The sequence below is a fragment of the Streptomyces sp. S.PB5 genome, from assembly GCF_030403745.1.
Classification (GTDB): domain Bacteria; phylum Actinomycetota; class Actinomycetes; order Streptomycetales; family Streptomycetaceae; genus Streptomyces.
The window spans coordinates 597599-621117 of the sequence record NZ_JAQMWP010000002.1; the positions used below are offsets into that span (position 1 = coordinate 597599).

18 protein-coding genes and 1 pseudogene are annotated in these 23519 nt (G+C 70.7%); 11 read left to right on the top strand and 8 right to left on the bottom strand.

What is annotated here, in order from left to right; translation table 11 throughout:
- Positions 1 to 165 precede the first annotated feature (165 nt).
- Positions 166 to 1263, top strand: a complete 1098-nt coding sequence (locus PH203_RS07480) for a glycoside hydrolase family 43 protein (RefSeq protein WP_289917737.1) — start codon at positions 166 to 168, stop codon at positions 1261 to 1263.
- Complete coding sequence (locus tag PH203_RS07485) at positions 1260 to 2669, top strand: RICIN domain-containing protein (protein WP_289917738.1); 1410 nt, start codon at positions 1260 to 1262, stop codon at positions 2667 to 2669. The genes PH203_RS07480 and PH203_RS07485 overlap by 4 nt, the downstream gene beginning before the upstream one ends.
- A 12-nt stretch (positions 2670 to 2681) precedes the next feature.
- On the opposite strand, the gene PH203_RS07490 is transcribed toward PH203_RS07485, so the two are convergent.
- A complete protein-coding gene (locus tag PH203_RS07490) occupies positions 2682 to 4367 on the bottom strand; it encodes a rhamnogalacturonan lyase B N-terminal domain-containing protein (protein ID WP_289917739.1) in 1686 nt (561 codons plus the stop codon).
- Positions 4368 to 4570: 203 nt separating this feature from the next.
- Between PH203_RS07490 and PH203_RS07495 the strand changes: the two genes are divergently transcribed.
- The 4 genes from PH203_RS07495 to PH203_RS07510 all read left to right on the top strand — a co-directional run bounded on the left by PH203_RS07495 (position 4571) and on the right by PH203_RS07510 (position 10029).
- Positions 4571 to 5650, top strand: coding sequence for a rhamnogalacturonan acetylesterase (locus tag PH203_RS07495; RefSeq protein ID WP_289917742.1), 1080 nt, complete (start codon positions 4571 to 4573; stop codon positions 5648 to 5650).
- Between the two features lie 195 nt (positions 5651 to 5845).
- Entirely contained in the window at positions 5846 to 7537 is a 1692-nt protein-coding gene (locus PH203_RS07500; protein WP_289917743.1) for a DUF2264 domain-containing protein, read from the top strand.
- Positions 7538 to 7560: 23 nt separating this feature from the next.
- Positions 7561 to 9543, top strand: a complete 1983-nt coding sequence (locus PH203_RS07505) for a PE-PGRS family protein (RefSeq protein ID WP_289917745.1) — start codon at positions 7561 to 7563, stop codon at positions 9541 to 9543.
- 117 nt (positions 9544 to 9660) lie between these two features.
- Positions 9661 to 10029 (top strand): VOC family protein, encoded by a 369-nt coding sequence (locus PH203_RS07510; protein ID WP_289917746.1) that lies wholly within the window; start codon positions 9661 to 9663, stop codon positions 10027 to 10029.
- Positions 10030 to 10058: 29 nt separating this feature from the next.
- On the opposite strand, the gene PH203_RS07515 is transcribed toward PH203_RS07510, so the two are convergent.
- Positions 10059 to 10646: a TetR-like C-terminal domain-containing protein gene (locus PH203_RS07515; RefSeq protein WP_289917747.1), complete on the bottom strand. Its 588-nt coding sequence runs from the start codon at positions 10644 to 10646 to the stop codon at positions 10059 to 10061.
- A gap of 81 nt (positions 10647 to 10727) precedes the next feature.
- Here PH203_RS07515 and PH203_RS07520 point away from each other — a divergent pair, with 81 nt between their 5' ends.
- The gene (locus PH203_RS07520) at positions 10728 to 11390 is read left to right on the top strand and encodes a hypothetical protein (RefSeq protein ID WP_289917749.1); all 663 of its coding nucleotides are present in this window, start codon (positions 10728 to 10730) and stop codon (positions 11388 to 11390) included.
- 201 nt (positions 11391 to 11591) lie between these two features.
- Here the strand turns inward: PH203_RS07520 and PH203_RS07525 are convergent, their stop codons facing one another.
- Both PH203_RS07525 and PH203_RS07530 read right to left on the bottom strand, forming a co-directional pair.
- Positions 11592 to 13133, bottom strand: coding sequence for a hypothetical protein (locus PH203_RS07525; RefSeq protein WP_289917750.1), 1542 nt, complete (start codon positions 13131 to 13133; stop codon positions 11592 to 11594).
- Between the two features lie 82 nt (positions 13134 to 13215).
- A complete protein-coding gene (locus tag PH203_RS07530) occupies positions 13216 to 14535 on the bottom strand; it encodes a jacalin-like lectin (RefSeq protein WP_289917752.1) in 1320 nt (439 codons plus the stop codon).
- A 148-nt stretch (positions 14536 to 14683) separates the two neighbouring features.
- Between PH203_RS07530 and PH203_RS07535 the strand changes: the two genes are divergently transcribed.
- The 4 genes and pseudogenes from PH203_RS07535 to PH203_RS07550 all read left to right on the top strand — a co-directional run.
- A complete protein-coding gene (locus tag PH203_RS07535) occupies positions 14684 to 15301 on the top strand; it encodes an ArsR family transcriptional regulator (protein WP_289917753.1) in 618 nt (205 codons plus the stop codon).
- Complete coding sequence (locus PH203_RS07540; protein WP_289917754.1) at positions 15298 to 16665, top strand: MFS transporter; 1368 nt, start codon at positions 15298 to 15300, stop codon at positions 16663 to 16665. The genes PH203_RS07535 and PH203_RS07540 overlap by 4 nt, the downstream gene beginning before the upstream one ends.
- A gap of 208 nt (positions 16666 to 16873) precedes the next feature.
- Complete coding sequence (locus PH203_RS07545) at positions 16874 to 17626, top strand: hypothetical protein (protein WP_289917755.1); 753 nt, start codon at positions 16874 to 16876, stop codon at positions 17624 to 17626.
- Positions 17623 to 17772, top strand: a pseudogene (locus tag PH203_RS07550) (calcium-binding protein); the annotation flags it as partial. The gene PH203_RS07545 and the pseudogene PH203_RS07550, both read left to right, overlap by 4 nt.
- A 109-nt stretch (positions 17773 to 17881) precedes the next feature.
- Here the strand turns inward: PH203_RS07550 and PH203_RS07555 are convergent.
- The 4 genes from PH203_RS07555 to PH203_RS07570 all read right to left on the bottom strand — a co-directional run bounded on the left by PH203_RS07555 (position 17882) and on the right by PH203_RS07570 (position 23498).
- Positions 17882 to 18682, bottom strand: a complete 801-nt coding sequence (locus tag PH203_RS07555; protein WP_289917757.1) for an ABC-2 family transporter protein — start codon at positions 18680 to 18682, stop codon at positions 17882 to 17884.
- Position 18683: 1 nt separating this feature from the next.
- Positions 18684 to 19487 (bottom strand): ABC-2 family transporter protein, encoded by an 804-nt coding sequence (locus tag PH203_RS07560; protein WP_289917759.1) that lies wholly within the window; start codon positions 19485 to 19487, stop codon positions 18684 to 18686.
- A 1-nt stretch (position 19488) separates the two neighbouring features.
- Positions 19489 to 20493, bottom strand: coding sequence for an ATP-binding cassette domain-containing protein (locus PH203_RS07565; RefSeq protein ID WP_289917761.1), 1005 nt, complete (start codon positions 20491 to 20493; stop codon positions 19489 to 19491).
- Positions 20494 to 20642: 149 nt separating this feature from the next.
- Complete coding sequence (locus tag PH203_RS07570) at positions 20643 to 23498, bottom strand: glycoside hydrolase family 2 TIM barrel-domain containing protein (RefSeq protein WP_289917763.1); 2856 nt, start codon at positions 23496 to 23498, stop codon at positions 20643 to 20645.
- Positions 23499 to 23519: the final 21 nt, after the last annotated feature.

The window sequence follows — 23519 nt, forward strand, 5'->3', positions numbered from 1 at the left end:
AGTGCGGCCCCCGACACAGCACCGTAGAAAGCGCCTTCTTTTGTCTCGTCCAACCCGTTGACCTCCCCGTTCCCCAGCCTTACCTTTCGGCTGTTCGCAATAACAACAGATGTTCTCAATATCGAACATCACTCTCAGGACACCCCCACCCGAGAGGCAGACCGTATGAGCCGCGTTCCCTCCGTCCCCGATCGCCGACTGCTGCTGAAGGGTGCCCTGGCCGCGGGCGCCCTGGCCGCCACCCCCACGGTTGCCGCAGCAGCCCCCGCCGTCGGCGCAGCCGACCCGAGCCCGCGGAAAGCGGCCCCGTTCGTGAACCCGCTCGTCCGCAACCGTGCCGACCCGCACATCCACCGGCACGCCGACGGCTTCTACTACTTCACCGCCACCGCCCCCGAGTACGACCGGATCGTCCTGCGCCGCTCCCGCACCCTGGGCGGCCTTGCCACGGCCGCCGAGTCGGTCATCTGGACCAAGCACGAGACCGGCCCGATGGGCGCCCACATCTGGGCGCCGGAGATCCACCGCATCGGCGGCAAGTGGTACATCTACTTCGCCTCCGCACCCGCCGAGAGCGTCTGGGACATCCGCATCTGGGTCCTGGAGAACGCCAACCCCAACCCCTTCAAGGGGACTTGGGCCGAGCGCGGTCAGATCAGGACGGCCTGGGAGACCTTCTCCCTCGACGCCACCACCTTCACCCACCGCGGCACCCGCTACCTCGCCTGGGCCCAGCACGAGCCCGGCATGGCCAACAACACCGCTCTCTGGCTGTCGAAGATGGCCGACCCCTGGACCCTGACAGGGCCTCAAGTCCGGCTGTCCACACCCGAGTACGACTGGGAATGCATCGGCTACAAGGTCAACGAAGGCCCGTCCGTCATCGCCCGCAACGGCCGCCTGTTCATGTCGTACTCGGCCAGCGCCACCGACTTCAACTACTGCATGGGTCTGCTGACCGTCGACGCGGACGCCGACCTGATGGACCCCGCGAACTGGTCCAAGTCGCCGGTCCCGGTCTTCACCAGCAACGACACCACCAAGCAGTACGGCCCCGGCCACAACTGCTTCACGGTCGCCGAGGACGGCCGCAGCGACGTCCTCGTCTACCACGCCCGCCAGTACAAGGAGATCGTCGGCGACCCGCTGAACGACCCCAACCGGCACACCCGCGTCCAGAAGCTCGGCTGGAACGCGGACGGCACCCCGGACTTCGGCATACCGGTGGCGGACACCGTCACGAACCAGGAGGTCGCGTCATGAGACGTGCGTACGCGGTGTTGCTCGCCCTCTGTCTGGCCCTGGCCGGCGCCCTCGTCACCGCGGGCCCCGCCCAGGCCGCCGCCCTGACCATCCCCAACGGCGTCCAGTTCACCGACAGTTCGGGAAGCGCCCTGCACGCCCACGGCGGCGGGGTCATCAAGGTCGGGTCGTACTACTACTGGTTCGGAGAGAACCGCAACGCCGACAACACCTTCCGGTACGTGTCCGCCTACCGCTCCACCGACCTGAAGAACTGGGAGTTCAGGAACAACGTCCTGACCCAGTCCTCCGCCGCGGAGCTCGGCACCGCCTACATCGAGCGGCCCAAGGTCATGTACAACGCCTCCACCGGCAAGTTCGTGATGTGGATGCACAAGGAGAACGGCACCGACTACAGCGAGGCCCGCGCGGCCGTCGCCGTCTCCGACACCGTCGACGGCAACTACACCTACCAAGGCAGCTTCCGGCCGTTCGACACCTACATGTCCCGTGACATCACGACGTTCGTCGACACGGACGGCACCGGCTACATGGTCTCGGCCGCCAACGAGAACTACGACCTGCACATCTACAAGCTCAACCCGTCCTACACCGGCATCGACAGCCTGGTCGCCAATCCCTGGGCGGGCGGCCACCGCGAGGCCCCGGCGCTCTTCAAGCGGGGCGGCGTCTACTTCATGCTGACTTCGGGCGCCACCGGCTGGAGCGCCAACCAGCAGAAGTACGCCACCGCCACCTCGCTCGCCGGCCCCTGGACCTCGATGGCGAACGTCGGCGACTCCGCGACGTACAACTCGCAGACCGCCTACGTCCTTCCGGTGCAGGGCACTTCGGGCACCTCGTACCTCTACATGGGCGACCGCTGGGGCAACTCCTTCGGCGGCACCGTCAGCGACTCCCGTTATGTGTGGCTGCCGTTGACCTTCCCGACCTCGACCACCATGTCGATGTCCTGGTACCCCGAGGTCACCGTCGACGCGGCCGCGGGGACGATCAGCGGTACGAGCGCCACGTACAACACGCTGATCGCGCGCAACAGTTCCAAGTGCGCGGACGTGCCCGACCAGTCGCTGTGGCAGGGCATCGCGATCAGCCAGTACACCTGCAACAGCGGCGGCAACCAGAAGTGGTGGTTCAAGGACCTCGGCACCGGCTACTACCAGCTGGTCGGCCGCGGCAGCTCTTTGTGCCTGCAGGAGAACGCCGCCACCGTCACCCAGGAGAACTGCGGCAGCGCGACCACCCAGCAGTGGAGCCTCACCGCCTCCGGCAGCTACTGGCTGATCAAGGCCCGCGCCACCGGGGAATGCCTGGACGTGAACGGCGCGTCCACCGCCAACTCCGCCGCCGTCATCACGTACACCTGCAACGGAGCGACGAACCAGCAGTGGACGCGCGGTACTTGACGCCCTCTCAGTTCACGCGAGCAGGTCGATCGCGTCGATCGACGTGCCCGCGCTGAGATAGGACGTCGACCCCGAACCGCTCACCACGTTGATCTTCAGGATGTTGTACCGACTGGTGTCCGTGAGCCAGGCGCTGGCCGGCACGCTGTAGGTGAACGTGTGGTTGTTGCCCCGGTAGGACCCGTTGGTCAGCGACCGGGTGCTCGGCTGGGTGGGCGGGGAGGGGATCGCCGACGTCCAGGTGTCGTTGACGACGACCTGCGGCCGGCCGTTGGCGTAGGCCGTCGTCACACCGATGCGCAGCGTGTGCGCGGCGGCGGCCTGGGCCGCGGTCAGCTTGAAGTACACCAGCAGACCGCTGTTGACGTCCTTCCAGATGTAGCAGGGGAAGGCCGAGGTCTCGGAGCCGCTGCCGATGACCACGTTGCCGGTCCAGGAGGCGGCGCGGACGTCGGAGGGATGGGCGTACGTCATCAGGTCGGCGTTCTTGAAGCCGCTCGGTGTGCCGGTCCAGTCGTTGATCCGCCAGATCGCGCTCGCGTTGCTCGGATCGTTCGAGGAAGGGATGGCGATGGAGTTCAGCGTGGTCGTCCCGCCGGCGGATACGGTCACCGATGTACTGTATACAGCCAACTCGCTCTTGTAGACGGTCAGCGTGTACGTCCCCGGCAGCACGCCGGTGATCGAGAAGTAGCCGTCCGACGAGCGTGCCGAACCCCAGTACTGGGCGGCGGAGTTCGCGAGCCCGACCGTGTACGGGTACGCCGTGTTCCGGCCCGTGATCCCGACGCCCGCGACCCGGCCCCGGCCGCCCGAGGGCACGTATCCCGAGATGCCGAGCGAGTCGGCCCACGAGGTGGTGAGCGTGCCCGGGTACAGCGACGAGGAGGGCGCGCCGCCGTCCGTGAGGGCGATGACGTACGGGCCCTGGAGGCCGAAGCGCTCGTTCTCGGTCTGGTTCTGGGCGTAGTGCAGGATCTCGTACAGACCGCCGCCGTCGGCGCTCTGGTGGCGCAGGAGGGAGCGGTAGAAGGGGCCGCCGGAGGCCTTCTCGTGGTTGGAGCGGACGATCCACAGGCCGACGCTGCCGGTCGTCCAGCCGATGTGGTTGTAGTCGATGACCCGGAGCTTGGAGTAGTGCTTGGAGCGGGTCTGGCCGTCGGACTTCGCGAAGACGTCCGAAGCCTCGATGGTGGTGGGCGCGTAGGTGTAGGAGTCGGGCTCGTCGTTGAGGAACAGGCCCGCCTTGACGCGCAGGATGAAGCGGGTCGAGGCGACGGAGGTGTCGGCCCGGTTGGTCCAGAGGTAGATGTTGTTCTCGCCGCTGCGGGCCGCGTAGTAGTGCCGGAGCGTGCCGTAGGCGACCGAGACCAGGATCGTCGAACCGGACTGACTGATCGTCACCGTCGAGGTGCCGAGGCCGGATTCGATGTGCGAGTTCTTGCCGCCGTAGCCCTGGTACTCGGTGCCGCGGTAGACGAGCGAGGTCAGGTCGCCGTTGGTCTTGCTGACCTTGAAGACGAGGTTGGCGCCGGTGTCGACGACGTAGTTCGAGCCGTCGTCGCGCCAGCCGAAGGCCGCGGCCGAGGCCGTCCCGGCGAGCGGTCCTGCGGCGAGCGCGGCCGACCCGGCGGCGGCCGCGGTGCCGAGCACGAAGGTGCGGCGGCGGACCGGTCTGTTCCCTGCGGATCCGGACATGGGGGTGCCTCCTCCGAGACATGTGGGGGTGGTGCGGGTGAGAGCGAGAGTGACAGTTGAATCGATTTCGCGAAAGGGCTTTCACTTTCCGGAGGTTGGCAATCTTGTGAAATCGGTTCAAGGTCTAGAAAGCGCTTGCCGGGAGGGGTACGGTCCCAGCCGCCAGGACTTGCCGCCCTGCCGCCGTGACTGAGGAGCCGCGAATGAGACGTTTCAACCTCGCCCTGCTGGCGACGGTCGCCCTGAGCACCGCACTGACCGCCGCACCGGCCCACGCGACCGTCCACGCCACCGCCCACGCGACCGCCGAGGAGCAGGGACGCCACCGCCCCCTCGGCCTCGAGAACTGCACCGCCGGCGCCTGCCACTTCGACGTCCCGGCCGGCACCTACGACGTCAAGGTCCTCCTCGGCGGCGACGCCGGGTCGAGCACGAGCATCAGCGGCGAGACGCGCCGCTCCCTGCTCCCCGAGACCGCCGCCGCGGCCGGTGAGCGCGTCGCCCGCAGCTTCACGGTGAACGTCCGTGTGCCGGAGGGGGAACCCACCGGCGCGGAGGGCACCCCGGGACTCGATCTCGTGCTCGGCGGCTCGGCGCCCGCCCTCGCCGGCATCCAGGTCACCCCGGCCCGGCACGCCCGGCAGATCTTCCTCGTCGGCGACTCCACGGTCTGTGACCAGCCCGGCGACCCGTACTCGGGCTGGGGCCAACAACTGCCCCAGTACCTGCGCAAGGGCCTCTCGGTCGCCAACTACGCCGACTCCGGCGAGAGTACGGTCACCTATCTGTCGAACCCTCAACTCTTCGCCGCGGTCCAGCCGTTGATCCACCCCGGCGACCTGGTCCTGGTCCAGCTCGCGCACAACGACAAGACCACCGACGAGGCGACCTACCGGACGAACCTGGAGACACTGGTCGCCGGGATCCGCGAAAAGGGCGGTGAGCCTGTCCTCGTGACGCCGATCGTGCGACGCTGGTTCAACTCCGACGGCACCTTGAACAACAACACCGCACTCCTGGTCAACGGCCTCGGCGTCGACCACCCCGCAGTCATCCGCTCGGTCGCCGCCGCGCAGGACGTCCCGCTGATCGACTTGACGGCGAAGACGAAGGCACTCGTGGAATCCTTGGGAGTCGAGGGTTCCAAGTCGATTTACCTTTACAACGAGAAGCGGGACAACACGCACACCTCCGTGCACGGGGCCACGGTCTACGCCGGCCTCGTCCGCGACGAACTCGTCGCCCAGCACCTGGTGCCGGAAGGCCGGGTGCGGGTGGGATGAGCCCCTGGGGCGCCTCGACCGGAACCGGGGCGCCCCAGGCCTGTACGTTCACGTTCCACTCGGTGAGCCGATGAACAACCTGCGGCCCGGTGGGGACTGGTCGCGCCCACGCGGCAGAGCCGCACATCGAGCCGGCCCCGCGCCCCTTGGGGCGCGGTAGCGCACCGGACGTTTTCAAGATCTGAAAGAGAGCCCATGCACCTGCCTCCCGCCGATCGCATCCGCAGCCCCTACACCGGATACACGCGTGCCCACTGGGAGGCCGCCGCCGACGGGCTGCTCGCCGCGACCGAGCCGTTCGCCGCCGAGGGCGGCGCCCTCTACTGCTTCCCCGGCGACCGCACCAGCTGGTCCGGGCGGCTCTCCGACGGACTTGAGGGATACGCCCGTACGATCCTGCTCGCCGCGTTCCGGCAGGACGAGACCGCGCTCCAGCGGTATGCCGAAGGCCTCGCGGCCGGGGTCTCCGGTGTCTGGCCCCGGATCGAGGACCGCAGCCAGCCGCTGGTGGAGGCGGCCTCGATCGCCGTGGCGCTGCGGCTGACGCGGCCGTTGCTGTGGGACCGGCTGGACGAGCCGGTACGGCAGCGGGCGGCCGCCTGGCTCGGTGACGCCCTGACCGCCGAGGCCTGGCCCTGCAACTGGGAGCTGTTCCCCGTCACCGTCGGCGGGTTCCTCCAGGAGATCGGCTACGAGGTCGAGGCGTCCCGGAAGGCGATCGACCGCGGGCTGGAACGGATCGAGAAGTGGTACGTCGGGGGCGGCTGGTACACCGACGGCGATGGGCGGAAGTTCGACTACTACAACGGCTGGGCCATGCACCTGTATCCGGTGCTGCACGCCTGGTTCGCGAACGACAGTCGGCTGTCGACTGTATACGGTGAACGGTTGGCGGCCCACCTTGCCGACTACAGCCGACTGTTCGGCGGCGACGGCGCCCCCGTGCACCAGGGCCGCTCCCTGACTTATCGTTTCGCCACCACAGCGCCCCTGTGGCTCGGCGCCCTCACCGGCCACACCCCGCTCACCCCCGGCGCGACCCGGCGGCTGGCGTCCGGGGCGCTGAAGTACTTCCTGGACCGGGGCGCGGTGAACTCCGACGGTCTGCTCACCCTCGGCTGGCACGGCCCCGACCCCGCCGTCCTCCAGGGTTACTCGGGGCCCGCCTCGCCGTACTGGGCGAGCAAGGCCTTCATCGGACTGCTTCTCCCACCGGACCACGAGGTGTGGACGGCCGAGGAGGAGGCGTCCCCGGTCGAGCTCGCGGACGAGGTCCGGCCGGTCGCCGCCCCCAACTGGCTGCTCCAGTCGACCCGTTCGGACGGACTGGTCCGGCTTCACAACCACGGCAGCGAGGACGTCCGCTACGACCCGTACTACACCCGCCTCGCGTACTCGACCGTGACCGCGCCCTCGCCGTCGTACGACAACAGCGTGATCGTCGGGGGCGACCCGAGCCGTACGGACATCGAGCCGCTCGGGGTCGGTGACGGGTGGGTGGCGTCGCGGCACGTGGGCGGCGGGGGAGCGCGGGTGACGAGCGTGGTGCTGGCGCGCGGGGCCGTGGAGGTGCGGGCGCATCTGGTGGCCGGGGTCGCGCCCGGGACGGCGGTACGGGTCACCGGGTGGGCGGCCGGGGAAGGGGTGCGGGCGGAGCTCGTGCCTGCCGTCGGGCTCGACGAGGGGCTGACCGGGGTCGTCGGCGAGGGCGGGACGCTCTTCGTCGCGCTGGCCAGGCTCACGGGGGAGGCGGATCCGGTGCCGTTGGGGGAGGCCGTGACCGTGACGGCCGATGGGGAGGGCGGGGTCACGGTTCGCTGGTCCGACGGGTCCGAAGTGCGGGTGCGGCCGGCGGAATCCGGGCTGGACGTCGTCACCTCCGGCTGAGCGGTTCGGGCAGTATGGGGATCATGGCTGGGGGATGCGAGCACATACAGCAGCTGGAGCGGGCCGGACTTGAGATCGCGGCCGATCAGCAGATCGAGGAGGTGCTGCCGGTTCCGTTCGCTCGGCGGTATGTCGTCGAGGGGGAGGCCGAGCCGACCGTGAAGGTCCGGTCGGAACGGTCCGACCTGGCCGATGAGGTCAACGCGCAGTGGTACCGGCTGGCCTCGGAGGCCGGGATCCTCGGAGCGGACGGGGTGTTCCTCGTCGATGTCGGCTGCTCGTCGCGGCGGTGGGTACGGGTTCGGCTCGGCGCCGCATGGGATCTCGCCGGAGCGCTCGGGGAGCGGCCCGGGCGGCCGGAGTTCCTCACCCTGTCGCCGGACGGGGACGCGCTGGTGGGTGCCACGAGCGGGGAACGCGACGTCCGGCTCGTCGCCGTCGACCGGGTCAAGGCGCGGCAGGAGGAGGCCGCGCAGGCCGCCGGACGGGAGACGGCACAGGAGCGGGCGGCCGCCTGGGAGACGCTGTTCTCGGGGCCGGGGCCCGCGAAGGCGCTGCTCGAGTCCTGGGCCGACGGGCTCTCGCTCAATCCGGCCACCCCGGCGGAGCTCCGGCCGCTGTTGGCGTCGGCGTACGGATCGTCGTATGCGATATACGGCCGACTGCCGACGGAGAGCGTGGACGCGCTCCTGGACGACCCGGAGTGGAAGACGCGGCTTCGCGCGGTCGAGCACCAGAAGCTCACCCCCGGACAGTGGGCCCGTGTGATCGCCGGTGAGGAGTCCGAGCGTCACCGGTGGATCCTCACGATGGTGGCCGCGGATCACCGGGTCGAGCTGACCGAGGACACCTGCCGGAGGCTCGCCGCGGATCCCTCGGCGCGCGTGCGCTCCGAGGCCGCGCGCCTGACGGCCCTGCCCGTCGATCTGGCGCTCACGCTCACCGCCGACCCCGACGGCTCCGTGCGGGCCACGGCCTGTCAGACGGCATGGCCCCGACTCGACGCCTGCGCACGGGAGTTGCTCCTCGCCGATCCGCACGGCGTCGTCCGCGCCCGGGCCCGGCTGCTGCATCACCAGGAACACCCCATGCCCCGGCCTGTGTTCGAGGCCGTGGAAGTGTCCGAGGTCCGCACCAAGGCGCTGGAGACCTGCCTTCTGGAGCGCGAACTCGCCGAGCACCTGGTACGGCACGGCGAGTACCAGGAGCGTCGTGCCCTCGCCGAGAACCCGCGCCTGGACCTGGACCTCGTCCTCCTCCTCGCCGAGGATCCCGACGCGTACGTCCGCTCGGCCGTGGCGCAGCGGGCCGACCTCACCGAGGAGCAACGCGCCGCCGTCGACTTCGAGTTCGACCCGAAGGTCCACTACTGGGATCTCGACTGGGTCGTCGCCCTGCATGAGGACGAGGACGCCATGCGCCGCCTCGCCGCCTCCGCCCACCCCCTCGTGCGCAGAAGCGTCGCCCGCGCCCGGCGTCTGCCGCCGGACGTCGTCGAACGCCTCGCCCGTGACGAGGACCGCGTCGTCCAGCTGTTCCTCGCCGAGTCCTGCGACGACGCCCCCGCGGACATGCTTCTGTCGGTGTGGAAGTGGTGGGACGGCAGCCTGACCGCCCCCGACCGGCCGCGCGGCCACCCCAACTTCCCCCGCCACGGCCTCCTTCGGTACGCCGACGACCCCAGCCCGCGCATGCGCCGACTGGCCCTGGACGACCCGGAGTCGACCCCCGAGCTGGTGGAACGGCTCAGCCGCGACCCCAGCAAGGAGGTGCGCTACCGCGCCGCGACCGACCCGCGGCTGTCGGCCGCCGCGGCCGCGAGGCTGCTGCAGGACCCGCACGAGGACGTACGGCATGCCGCCGCGCTCCATCCGCAGCTGCCGGCCCGGCTCCTGGTCTGGCTGCTGAGAGGCGGCGGCCCGGAGACGGCCGCCCGGAACCCGGCGCTGCCCGAGGAGGTCATACGCCGGATGGCCGGGACCCTCGCCGCGGGGGCGGACGGCTGAACACCGCGAGGGCAGCCGCCGGGACCGCCCTCAGAGGGCGAGGCGGGTGATCTTCGGCGTCTTCGTGGTCGGGAACCCGTTTGATCCGCGCGACGCGGCTCCACGAGAATCCGCCGCATGACTTCCGCCATCCGTCACACGACCATCGACTGCACCGACGCCTACGCCCTCGCGGGCTTCTGGTCAGAGGTCCTGAGCCTGCCCGTGCACGAGGACGACCACCCCGGCGACGAGGAGGCCCTGATCGAGGGCGCGGGCCTGCTCTTCGTCACCGTGCCGGAGCCGAAGACGGTCAAGAACCGCGTCCATCTGGACCTCCAGCCGCAGGACCGGACCCGGGACGAGGAGGTCGAACGGCTGCTGGCGCTCGGTGCCGAACTGGTCGACGATCAGCGGAGGCCGGACGGTACGGGATGGGTGGTGCTGGCCGACCCGGAGGGCAACGAGTTCTGCGTGGAGCGGAGTGCGGCGGAACGTACCGCGTAGGACCGGGGCCCCGGATGCCGTGGCGGGGGTCAGTCGTCGGGATGCGTCGCCTCGCGGGGCCAGTTCTCCAGCAGGACGTGCAGGGCGTCGACGGTCCGGTCCCAGGACTTGCGTACGTCGCGGGGGGCGCCGAAGCCGCCGGTGGACTCCAGGGCGCAGTAGCCGTGGAAGGTGCTGCGCAACAGGCGTACGGCGTCGGTGAGATCGGGTTCCTCCAGGCCGTAGGCGCGGAGCATGCCGTAGGTGATCTCGGCGGTGCGGTGCAGGGCGGGGGAGTCGGCGATCAGGGCCTGGTCGACACGGATCTGGGTGGCGGCGTACCGCCCGGGGTGCGCCAGCGCGTACTCCCGATAGGCCCCCGCGAACGCCGCCAGCGCGTCTTTCCCGGCCCGGCCCGCCACGGCGACCGCGATCGCGTCGATCATCTCGCCGCCGGCGAGCAGGGCGACGCGGGTGCGCAGCTCCTGGAGGTTCTTGACGTGCGAGTACAGGCTCGCGTCCTTGACGCCGAAGTGCCGGGCCAGCGCGGAGAGGGTGACGTGGTCGAAGCCGACCTCGTCGGCGAGGTCGGCGGCGGCCGCGGTGAGGCGGTCGGCGGTGATTCCTGCGCGGGCCATCAAGTCTCCGGGGGCGAACCTAGGGTATCTAGGCAGGATGCTAGTGCAGTAAGGCGAGGCGCGGGCGTCGATAATCGGGGGATGTCCGACCCGCATCGCCGTCTGCTCGGCGACATCCTCGCCGTGGGCTCGCTGTTCCCCCTCGCGGTCAGCGGCAGTTGCGCGGTCCGGGCGCACGGTCTGTTGGACGGCGCCGGCGACGGTGTGAGCGTGGCGACGGAGAACCCGGCACGGATGGAGTTCATCGCGGCCACGGTCCGGGCCGGTCTGGAGGAGTGCGGCTGGCGGGTGCGGACCGTGGGGAGAAGTCCCCTCACCGCTCAACTGATCGTCACGGCACCCGACTCCGGGGCCGAGTACGAGGTCGAGCTCGCCAAGGAGGTGTTCTGGCGCCCGCCGGTACCGACCGGACTCGGACCGGCCCTCGCCCTCGAGGACGTCATCGGCACCAAGGTCCGCGCCCTGGCCGACCTCGGCCTCCCCCGCGACCTCGTCGACGTCCACGCCGGCCGGAAGCTCTGGAGCCACCCCGAACTCGAGGAACTGGGCCGCCGGCACACCCGTGACCCCTTCGACCTCACCGACCTCCAGGCCCGCCTTGCCGCCACGGACTGGATCGACGACGCGGAGTTCACCGCGCGGGGGCTCGACGACGGGGCCGTCGTGGACCTCCGCCGGTGGGCGCAGGAATGGGCGTACGACATCGCGGAGCGGCTGATCGAGGGGCAGCCGCCGGAGGAGTGAGGGACCCCGCCCATCTCGTGTGCTGCCGTGACGTCCCGTGGCGGACCGCCCTCTGCGGCATCAGCGGCCCGGACGGCATCGACCCGGCCGCGGAGATCATCTGCACGATGTGTCTCGAAGCCCTCGAAGCCCTCGAAGCCCTCGAAGCACTCAGGGCCCCGTCCCCGGGGTGTGCCTCGGACCCGGCTCCCCGACCGCTCCTCAGCAGCGCGTTCCGGTGGCGTTGATCAGCGCGACGTCCTCCGCCCTCACCCGTAGCGCATGGCGATCGGTGTCGTCACCGCGGGACGGGGACGGGTCCCAGAGCCACAGCGTGTCGCCGCTCGCCCGGAAGGAGATCACCGGGTGGGCCGTGGGGACGGGGCCGTTGACGACCGGGATCTCCTTCGCGAGAGGGCGTACGCAGACCAGTTCGCCCTTGAGGCCGTAGTAGGCGGGGGGACGGTGGCCGGCGGTCGCCGCGTCCATGGCCCGGGCGGCGGCCTTCTGCACGTCGTCGAGTGACAGGGACACCGTCGTGAGGACCGCGATCAGCCCGGCCAGGACCAGCATCAGGCGGAAGAAGCCGGCGACGGACGCGACGACGTTGAAATGCCGTGCCCAACCGCCCACCGCGACGGCCGCCAGCACGCACACCAGCGCTACCCCCAGCGGCTTCAGCGCGACCGCGTACTGCCAGAAGAAGCCGACGTGCACGGCGTCGGCGGGGATTCCGAACATGTCCTCCAGATACACGGCGTGCAGGAACGCCCCCGCCCAGGGGATGACGAACGGCAGCGGCGCGGCGAGCACCGGCAGGAACCACTGCATGTTGCGGCTGAACCAGGACGCGCTGAGCGCGTACCAGAGGCCGAAGGCGATGAAGCCGATGCCGAGCGTCACCACGAGCCAGACGAACTGCTGGGCCAGGCTTGCCTCTTGGGAGCTCGCCCACATGTGTCCGGCGTAGGTCAACGCCCCCATGAACGCGGCGCCGCACCCCAGACGGACCGGCCACGGCCGGGGCGCGTTGGAGGTCATCCAGGCACCCGCCGGCCAGGACAGCCCGGCCGGGACCAGCAGGACCGACCACCGCCACGGAGTCGAGAGGACGCCGAGCACGATGCCGCACGCCAGGCAGAGCAGGCCCACGGCGACGGTCACCGCGACGGTGATGGCCTGCTGTCGCGGATCCTGCGAACTTCCGTTGCTCCGGGGCCCCATCGCCAGCCGGACGTCATGCACCGCGCGGTCGAACGGCCGCCCGCCGATGTTGCGCGACTCCAACTCGGCGAGCGCCAGCTCGCGTTGTGCATCGCTCTGCTCCCCGCGCAGATGCAGGGTGTGCCGTACGTCCCACCCGCCCACGGCGATCCAGTGCTCGGCGAGCCGGCGCAGGACGGGGTGCACACCCTCGGGCACCTTGTGATGCACGTGGTAAGTGGTGTGCGGTGCGGCCGGCTTGAGGGGGACCAGCTTGGTCTCCCGTATCCACAGGTCGATCTTCCGCCGGTCGGCGAGCGAGGTCAGTCTCTCGGCGGCCGCACCGCGCGCCGTCCATCGTGACCCGTGCACGGGTATTTCGACGATGAGTCCCGTGTACCCGTCGTCGGCGGTGACCGTGTCACCGTCACGGACGGGCCGCACGCCCCAGCCCTGAGCCTCGAACAGGCTGGTCGCCAGCTCCAGTTCGTCCTGGTCGTCACGGACCTCGACGACCAGGCGAACCCGGCGGTTGAACGGTCCAAGAGCCTCCGGTGTCACCGGCCCCCCTCCAGTTTGTACTGATCACTCCTTGAGTACAGGCCGGCAGCCGGTGACACCAAGTCGGACAGCGCGGCGATCGTCAGCCGATCGGCGCGTACAGCACCCCCAGCTTGTCGATCTCGGAGCCCGATCGCCCGGTAAAGCCGACGATCTGCCAACCCGACGGTGCCGTGAAGGTCTTGGTGTCGGAGGTCGCCGTACCGGAGGTCAGCGTGCGGCCCTTGTCGGTCGTGAAGGCGGCCGAGAAGATCCGGGTGTGGCCGTCCCTCTGCCCCTGTGTCAGCTTGACGGACGTGAGGTGCTCGCCGGTCGCCAGGGTCAGGGACGTGGCCGTGCCACCCGTACCGCCGTGGCTCAGCACCGTACCGCCGTCGTGCGTCAGCGAGACCGCGTCCAGGCGGGAGGCGCCGCGGAGGGTGAGGGTGCGGGGGGACACCGTGGCCGGGAGGTCGTCGGCGTCGTTGTAGGCCGTGCCGTGCGGGCCGCCGAAGAAGTCACTCGCCCGCAGGGCGGAGTTGAGGGTGTACGAGAAGTCGACGGTGTGCGGGAAGTGGTCGGAGAGGTTGGCGCTCGCGGAGTCCAGGAACGACGCCCACTCGTTGTTGTAGCGGGTGGCCGTCAGCGAGAGCAGCTTGCTGCCCCGGTACAGGACCTTGTCCACGACCTCGCAGCCGTTCGGCGGCGCGGAGGTGGGGCACAGCAGCGGGTCCGCGCCCTGCGTCGGCCGCACCCCGCCCTTCGCCAGCTGCACCCACGCGTCCGTGAGGCCGTTCGTGTCGGCGAGGGTGCGGATGTTGTCGCCGGAGCGGGTGTAGCGCGTGTTGGTGTCGCCCATGACGATGACCGCGTTGCCGGAGGAGTTCGCCTGGATGAAGTCCGAGAGCTGCTGGACGTTGGCGCGGCGGGCGGCGAGCGCGTCGTCGGTGTCGTCCGCGTTGGTGTGGACGTTGTAGAGGTCGACGAAGACGCCGTCGGCGAGCCGGACCCGGGCGAGCGAGAAGCCCTTCGGGGTCAGGCAGTTGGTGCCGGTGCAGGTGTTCCACTGCACCCGCTCGAAGTCCTCGAAGGCGTAGTCCGAGAGGGTGTTGAGACCGTCGCCGAAGGGCACGCCGCCGCTGGTCGCCGTGCGGTACGGGTGGTTGTCGCCGGCGTACAGGGCCGCGTGGTAGTTGAAGTCCTCCTGGACGTTGACGATGTCGTAGGCCCCCAACCGCGGTGAGATCAGGGGGGTGTTGGTCGCGGGGTGGCCGGAGCTCAGGCCCTCCGGGAGGCCGGCGACGTTGTACGTCAGCACATTGAACGAACCGGTCGTGGCGGCGGCCGCCGGTGTCGCGGTGGTGCCGACGAGGCCGGTGACGGCCAGCGCGGCGGCCGCGAGGGTGCCGATCAGTCTTCTCATGCGGGGGCTCCGGTCGAAAGTGGGGGACGGGAAAGCTGAGCGCTGTTCAGGTTCGACGGCAACCAGTGTGACGGGCAAGGGGAGTTGGGGAAACAGTGAGAGACATGAGAGTTGACTCTCATGCTTTGTGAGAGGACACTCTCACGTCATGGATGCCGGTAATCGCTTCGGCGACTTGGAGATCACCGACCCGAAGGCCATGCGCGCCCTCGCCCACCCGGTACGGCTGGCCGCCCTGGAGCGGCTCCAGCGGTACGGCCCGGCCACGGCCACCCAGCTCTCCCCGCACGTGGGCGCCACCCCGTCCGTGACCAGCTGGCATCTGCGCCATCTCGCCGGATTCGGGCTGGTCAGGGACGCGGAGGCCGGGGCGGACCGGCGGGAGCGGCGTTGGGAGGCCGTGGCGCGCGGCTACCGCTTCGAGGTGCCGGAGGACGAGGAGGGCCGGGCCGCTGCCCAGGTGCTCGCCGGGGAGATGTTCGCGAGCCGCGCGGAGCTGCCGATGCGCTGGCTCACCGAGACCGCCCCGGAGCTGGAACCGGAGTGGCTCGCCGCCGCGATGTCCAACAACACCGGGATCGCCGTGACCGCCCAGGAGCTGGCCGCACTGAAGGACGCGATGGAGGAGCTCCTCGCCCCGTACGTCAACCGCGAGGCAGCCCAACGGCCGCCGGGGAGCAGGGCCGTGCGGATGCTGATGTACGCCCTGCCCGAGGCGGCGGACGACGAGTCCGGAGCAGCCGACGAGTCCGGCACCCCGGAATGAGGCGCCCCCGGACATCGGTCTCCGAGACCTCCCTCTGGCGTGACCGGCCCTTCGTGCTCACCTGGACCAGCAGCGCCGTCTCGCAGTTCGGCGACCGCGTCTGCGAGGTGGCGGTCCCGCTCATCGCCGTCGGTCTCCTGGACGCCTCCGCCGCCCAGGTCGCCTGGCTGACCGCGCTCGCCTGGGCGCCCCATCTGCTCGGGCTCGTCCTGGGCGCCTGGGTCGACGGACGGCGGCGCAAACGGCGGGTGCTGGTCGTCACCGACCTCGTACGGGCGGGGCTGCTGCTGTCGCTGCCCGCCGCGTATCTGTGGGGCACCGTCACGCTCGCGCAGCTGTATGCGGTGGCCCTGCTCACCGGCCTCGCGGGCGTGGTGGCGGGCTGCGCCTGGCAGCCGCTGTTCGCCCGCCTGGTGCCGCGCGCCTCGTACGTCGACGCCAACAGCAAGTTCAGCGCCGCCCGTTCGGCCTCGTTCGTCGCCGGTCCCGCGCTCGGCGGCGGCCTCGTACAGGCGCTGAGCGCGCCCGTCACGGTCGTCGTGGACGCCCTGTCCTTCCTGGCGTCCGCGCTGCTGCTGGGCCGGGTCGCGGTGGAGGAGCCGGCGCCCGCGGCCCGTACCGGCGCCGCCGTGCCCGCGCTGCTGCGGGACGCCCGCGCCGGGCTGGCGTTCGTGGTGCGGCACCCGGTGCTGCGGGCGAGCCTCGGCTGCTGCACGACCGTCAACTTCTTCACGTTCCTCGCGGGCACCGGCATGGTGGTGCTGTTCGCGGACCGGGTCCTGCACCTCTCCCCGGGTGCCATCGGGTTGACCCTGGGCGTCGGGGCGACCGGCTCCCTCGCCGGCGCGCTGACCGCGCCCTGGCTGTCCCGCCGTATCGGCGTCGGGCGCGCGGTCGCCGTCGGCGCCGTGCTGTTCCCGGCGCCCTTCGCCCTCGCCGCGGTCGCGGGCGGTCCGGCCTGGGCCGCCGCCGGATGCCTGGGCGGCGCCCACTTCCTGGTGGGGCTCGGGGTGATGTGGTTCGACGTCAACCTCAACTCCCTGCAGACCGCGGTGACTCCGGACGCCCTGCGCAGCCGCGTCACCGGCGCCTTCACCACCGTCAACTACGGTGTGCGCCCCCTCGGCGCGCTCGCGGGAGGGGCGCTCGCCACGACGTCCGGGCTGCGGGCGACCTTCGTCACGGTCGCCGTCGGCGGGGTGCTGTCGGTGCTGTGGCTGCTGCCGTCACCGATACCGGGGATCCGCACCCTTGCGGAACTCCCCGCCGAACAGCCCGAACAGGTCGACCGGCCGGAACAGCCCGAACAGGCCGACCAGCCCTCCCGGAACGGCGGGCCGAGCCCGTTGGACAACCCCGTGTAGCCCCGGGCCTCGCCGCGTGGCCCTCGGGTCACGGCGCCGCCGCGCCTCCCGGACCGCCGGGAGCGTCAAGTCGCCGCCGCCTCCCGGCAGGTCGACGTCAGTTCGTCCAGGGCCCGCCACACCGCGTCGTACCCCTCGGCGTCGAACACGTACCGGGTGCCGCTGCCGTCGGGGACGGAGACGACATACGCGACCGGGGAGAACGACAGTGCGCCCCACGACTCGTGCCGGTGCCTACAACTGGGGCGAGACCGTGGCCGTGCAGTCCACCGGCAAGATCCTCATGTCCGGCCGGACCGGCGACGACTTCTCCCTGGTCCGCCACAACCCGGACGGCACCCGCGACGGCGGCTTCGGCACCGGCGGCGTCGTCACCACCGACTTCGGCCCCACGTCCGTGGTGAACGACCTCGCGGTCCAGCCCGACGACCGGATCCTCGCCGCCGGTGCCGCGGGCGGCGGCCGGACCACCACCGACTTCGGCGCCAACGACAGGGCGGGCGCCCTCGCCCTCCAGACCGACGGCAGGATCGTCGCGTTCGGCGACACCGACGAGGACCGCGCCCTCGCCCGCTACCTCGGCGGCACCGGCACCCCGCCGCCCCCGCCCCCGACGACCGGCGTCGACCTCGCGGTCACCAAGACCGGCACCGCCACCGTCAGCATCGGCGACCGGGCGACGTACACCGTGACCGTCACCGACAACAGCACCACCGCGAACGCCACCGGCGTCACCCTCACCGACACCTTCACGGGACCGGCGGGCACCGTCATTTCGGCGGCCCCCTCCCAGGGCACCTGCACCACCGCTGTCTCCTGCGCCCTCGGCACCCTCGCCCCGGCGCCAGGGCCACCGTCACCGTCGTCGCCGAACCCCGGGCCACCGGCACCCTCACCGCGAAGGCCACGGTCACCGCCACCCAGACCGACCCGGCGACCGCCGACAACACGGCCACCGTGACCACCGCGGTCGACAACTCCCGCGGCTGCACCCGCATCGGCACCAGCGGCAACGACACGATCACCGGCGGCTCCGGCGCCGACGTGATCTGCGGCCTGAGCGGCGACGACACCATCAGCGCGAGCTACGGCAACGACACCGCGGGCGGCGGCCCCGGCGCCGACACCTGCACGACGGACGCCGGGGACACCCGCCTGAGCTGCCCGTTGGGACCCCGCCCCTTAAGGCCGGGCCCCTGCCGGACGGGCCCGGCCGTCATCCGTTCACCCCCGTGTAGTGCCCGAGGCTCCACCGCCACAGCCACCGCGCCCCCAGATACGCCAGCACCCCCAGCAGCGGCGAGGCCGCCGCCAGCCAGTACGGGACACCGGTGTCATGGCCGTGCCCGGTCAGCACGGCGGCCGGGAAGTAGGCGACGAACGCGAGCGGAAGACCGTACGTCAGGAAGCCGCCCACCGCCTTCGGGAGCACGTTGAGCGGGTAGCTGCCGAAGGTGCCGAGGAGCTCCTCCAGCCAGCGGCCCCAGTACTCGGCGGCCGGGAAACGCAAGGAGGCGCAGGCCACGACCGTGAACAGGGCCGCCTCCAGGAGCATCCCGCCGAGCACGGCCGCGATCAGGTACGAGATCCGGCCCGCCGTCCAGTCCAGGTCGCTGCGGCTCAGCGCACCCGCCATCAGGCCCACGGCCACCGTCAGGTCACCGATCGCATTGGTGGGGAAGACGGACAGCTGGAGCTGGCGGTGGACCGGCATCGGACGGACCAGATACGTGTCGATGACCCCCTCCTGGATGTGCCGCCCCAGACCGTGCACCCGGCCGAGGAACAGCACGAACAGACCGTGCGCCAGCATCCGGGTCGCCGGGATCAGCAGCACGTCGGAGCTGTCCCAGCCGCCCATCCCGGTGAACCGGGTGAGCAGCACCGTCGCGAACACGATCACCGACACCTGCCAGACCGCACCGATCGCGATCATCATCAGGAACTCGGAACGGTACTCCAGCTGGGCACGGAAGTTGAGGCGCGTGATGCGCCACATGATCCGGACGGCGTTCACCTCAGCCTCCTTGGGAGATGACACGACGGGCGGCCCGGCGCCACAACAGACGGGTGAACAGGGCGAGTACGACGACCCAGGCGGCCTGGATCGCCAACTGCGCCCCCGCGTCGGCGAGTCCGATCCGGCCGATGTAGATCGACAGCGGCACGCTCAGCGTCGCCTGGAACGGCAGGAACGCGCTCAGCGTGATGAACCAGTCGGGGAAGAACCACAGCGGCGCGTACACCCCCGCCAGAAGGTTCTGCGCGAAGATCAGGATGAGCATCGCGGCGCCGTTGCGCAGGGTCCAGAAGCACAGCTGGTCGATCATGAGCATCACGTAGTACAGGACGACCTGGCCCAGCAGCAGGCTCAGCGCGAACACCCCGGCCACGGCCGCCGACTTCGGGGGTTCCACGACACCGGCCGCCAGGCACACCGCGTATGCTCCGAGCGCCCAGGCGACGCCGTACAGCTGCTCGCCGAGGGCGCGCAGGGCGTAGTAGCGCTGGGGCTTCAGCGGGCGCAGGTACCAGTAGACGATCGTGCCGAAGTGCATGTGCTGCAGGACGGTGTCACGCCCCGTGTACTGGTCCAACTCCCTTAGGCGGGAGGCCAGTACGGCCAGGACGGCGTACGTCACCGCCTGGTCGCGGTCGAGTCCGGCCGTGGTGCCGGTGTTCTCGTACAGGCCGTGCCACAGGGACGCCACCAGCACCACCTGCACGGTCAGCCGGAGCAGGGCGGCGGTCATCCGGGGCGGGGTGTGCAGTTCGCCGAGCGGGGTGACGCGGGCGGCGCGCCAGCCGTGGATCGCCGCCATGTCAGACACCGTCCGCATGGACGTAGGCGGCCCGCATCACGTCCTCGAGGTCCGCCTCGTCGAGCGCGATGTCCGTCACCTCGTACCGCTCGATGACCGCCTTCAGCGCCTGGTGCACGGTCGGGGCGTCGACGCCCTCGGTGCCGTCCGGGCCGAACACCAGCCGGGCGCCCGTCCGTTGGAGCAGGGCGATGCCCGGCAGCGGAACGATCTCGGCGTGCGGGTCGGCGAGGGTGGTCCGTATCTGCCAGGTCGAGCCGAACTTGCGGCGTATCTCGTCGAGGGTGCCGTCCAGGACCAGACGTCCGTGGTTGACCAGGACGACCCGTTCGGCGAGCCGCTCGACCTCCGTCATGTCATGGGTGGTGAGCAGGACCGTACGGCCGCGCTGCTCGACCTGATGTCGGAGAAACTCCCGCACCTGCTCCTTGACCACCACGTCCATGCCGATGGTCGGCTCGTCGAGGAAGACGACCGGCGGGTCGTGGAGGAGGGCGGCGGCCAGGTCGCTGCGCACGCGCTGGCCGAGGGAGAGGTGGCGGACCCGGGTGTCCCAGAAGGAGGAGAGGTCCAGGAGGTCGTCGAACTCCGCTAGCCGGGCGGCGTGTTCGGTCTTCGGCACCTCGTAGATGTCCCGCAGGATCGCGAACGACTCCCGCACCGGAAGGTCCCACCACAGCTGGGTGCGCTGGCCGAACACCGCGCCGATGTTGCGGGCGTTGCGCTCACGCTCCTCGTACGGCACCACGCCGGCGACCCTGGCGTGCCCGGCGGTGGGGGTGAGGATGCCGGTGAGCATCTTGATGGTGGTGGACTTGCCGGCGCCGTTCGGGCCCAGCAGGGCGAGGAGTTCGCCCGGGGCCACGTCGAAGGTGATGTCGGTGACGGCGTGCTTGGCGACCCGCTCCGGATTGACGAGCGAGCGGACCGCGCCGGTGAAGCCGGGTCGGCGGACGGTGGTGTGGAAGGTGCGGGAGAGTCCGCGGACCTCGATACTGCCAACCAAGTGACATCAACTCCCTTGTCAGAGAACAGAGTTGCGGCCGGTCGGCAGAGGTGCCGACCGGCCGCAGGCGACGTTCTGACAGTGTCAAAATGTCGATCAATCAGTCAATCGATTAGGGGTTCTCTTACCGATGATCTCGCCAGGTGGTCTCAGACGGCCGAGAACACGAACGAGAACTCCGCCGGCTCCGCCTTCAGCCGGTACTGCGGCAGCGGACCGGGTCCGCAGGACTGCGAGCCGATGCCGTGGTGCGCGTGGTCGAGGTTGACCCAGACCGTCTCGCCGGGGACGAGGTCGGGCCGGTGCCGGGCCGCGTCCAGCTGCTCGGTGGTCCAACGGCGGGCCGTGAAGGAGAACTCCGGGTCGCCCTCGATCCGCAGACCGCCGATCTCGGCCCAGCGGACGTCGGCGCGGGCGCCGTTCTCCTGGGGACGGACGTACGGCGTCTGCAGACCGTCCACAGTCGACCGCCAACGGCCGACGGCCGACGCCAGACGACTGTCCGGATACGCCTCACCGGGACCGCCGCCGAACCACTCCACCGCGTCCGCCTCGGCGAGCCCCAGCCGGATGCCCAGCCGCGGCAGCGGCACCGTCCACTCGCCCTCGGGCGCCACGGACACCGTCAGCTTCAGCCTGTTGCCGTCGGAGGTCCACCGGTACACCGTCGCGAGGCCCACCTCACGGGCGGCCGGCGACACCCGGGTCCGGACGGTGAGCGCGTCGTCGGACAGCTCCACCGCGTCCAGCCGGTGCTGCATCCGGTGCAGGCCCAGCGTGCGCCACAGCGCCGCGTACTGGATGCCCGAATGCCACTCGGTGCCCTCGTCGTTGTCCGTGGTGGCCCGCCACACATCCAGCCGCGGATTCTCCACGGCCACCCCGCCGACCGACTTCAGCGCACCCGTACGCGCGTCGAAGGCGGCCGGACCGAGCGTGATCTGCCGCTCGCCGCGGACGGGCCCGTCGGTGGCCGCGACGGACGGCACCGTGCGCGCGGCGACCGGGAGCTGCCCCCAGGCCACCACATGACCCTTCGGCCCCCACGCCGTGTCCTCCGCGAGCAGCGCCCGCACGGTCCACCGCGTCTCCGCGCCCCGTGTGTCCGCGGTCGGCTCCGGCAGCTTCACCTCGGCACTCTCGCCGGGCCGCAGCGCGGGCACCGACAGCGAGCCGGCCTCCACGCTCTCGCCCTCGACCTCGTACGACCACTCGAAGGCGAGCCCGGACAGATCGGCGAAGTCGTACTTGTTGGTCACCCGGACGGTGGTGCCGTCGCCCTCGATGCGGACGGGCTCGATGACCTTCTTGTACTCCAGCAGACCCGGGGACGGCGTACGGTCGGGGAAGACCAGGCCGTCGCAGACGAAGTTGCCGTCGTGCAGTTCCTCGCCGAAGTCGCCGCCGTAGGCGTAGCCCAGCTCGGGGTGGGTGATGCCGTGGTCGATCCACTCCCAGATGAAGCCGCCCTGGAGCCGGTCGTACTTCTCGAACAGCTCCTGGTAGTCGGCGATGCCGCCGGGGCCGTTGCCCATGGCATGCCCGTACTCGCACTGGATGAAGGGGAGTTCACGCCGCCCCAGGGTGCCGCCGTCGAGCTCCTTGCCGATCGCCTCGACCTCGGCGTGGTTGGCATACATCCGCGAATAGACGTCCGTGTCACGGCAGTTCCAGTCGCCCTCGTAGTGCACGAGGCGCGAGGAGTCGCGGCCGTGGATCCACTCGGCCATCGCGGTGAGACCGCGGCCGGTGCCGGCCTCGTTGCCGAGCGACCAGAAGACGATCGACGGGTGGTTCTTGTCGCGCTCCACCATCCGGGCCGCCCGGTCCAGGAGGGCCGGCGTCCAGCGGTCGTCGTCGACGGGGTTGTCCCGCCAGTCCTGCTCGGTGAAGCCGTGGGTCTCCAGGTCGGCCTCGTCGATGACCCACAGGCCGTACTCGTCGCACAGGTCGAGGAAGGCCGGGTGCGGCGGGTAGTGGGAGGTGCGCACGGCGTTGAGGTTGTGCCGCTTCATCAGCAGCACGTCCTCGCGCATGGTCGCGAGGTCCAGCGCGCGGCCCTTTACGGGGTGCCACTCGTGCCGGTTGACGCCCTTGAAGAGGATCGCCCTGCCGTTGACCTTGAGCAGACCGTCCTGAAGGACGATCGTGCGGAAGCCGATCCGGAGGGGGACGCGCTCGCCCTCGGTGACCAGCTCGCCGTCGTACAGCTTCGGGAACTCCGCCGACCACGGCTGGACCCCGACGGTCACCGGCTCGCCGGTGGCGACATCGATGTCCAGCGCCGGGACCAGCACCCGCCCGTCCACGTCGGAGTCGACCCGCAGCGTGCCCTCGCCGGTGACGTGGTCGTAGTCGGCGTGCACGAAGAAGTCGCCGGCGCTGCCGGCCGGGCGGTGCAGCAAGGTGACGTCACGGAAGATGCCGGGCAGCCACCACTGGTCCTGGTCCTCCAGGTAGGAGCCCGCCGACCACTGGTGGACCCGGACCGCGAGGACGTTGCCGGCCGGCTTCAGCAGATGCCCCACCGCGAACTCGTGCGGGATCCGCGAGCCCTTGAACTCACCGATGTCCGTGCCGTTCAGCCAGACCCGGGCACACGACTCGACACCGTCGAACCGGATGACCGCGCCGCCCTCCGACAGGTCCGGCCAGTCCGCCGGCAGGTCGAAGACGCGCAGGTGGTCGCCGGTCGGGTTCTCGGTGGGGACGTGCGGCGGGTCCACCGGGAAGGGGTACAGATGGTTGGTGTAGATGGGCGAACCGTGCCCCTGGAGGACCCAGTGCCCGGGGACCTGGACCTCGGCCCAGTCCCCGGCGTCGTAGCCCTCCTCGGCGAACGTGTCGTCCTCGGCGTCGATCGTCGGGGACACACGCAGCCGCCAGCTGCCGTTCAGGGACAGGGACTTGGCGTCGGAGGACGCGTACCAGGCGCGGGGCGGAAGGGCCCCGCTGCCCGGCGATACGTCCTCGACGTAGTCGACGTCGGTGGTGCGGAAGGACATCGGTCTCCAGGTCGTGTGAAA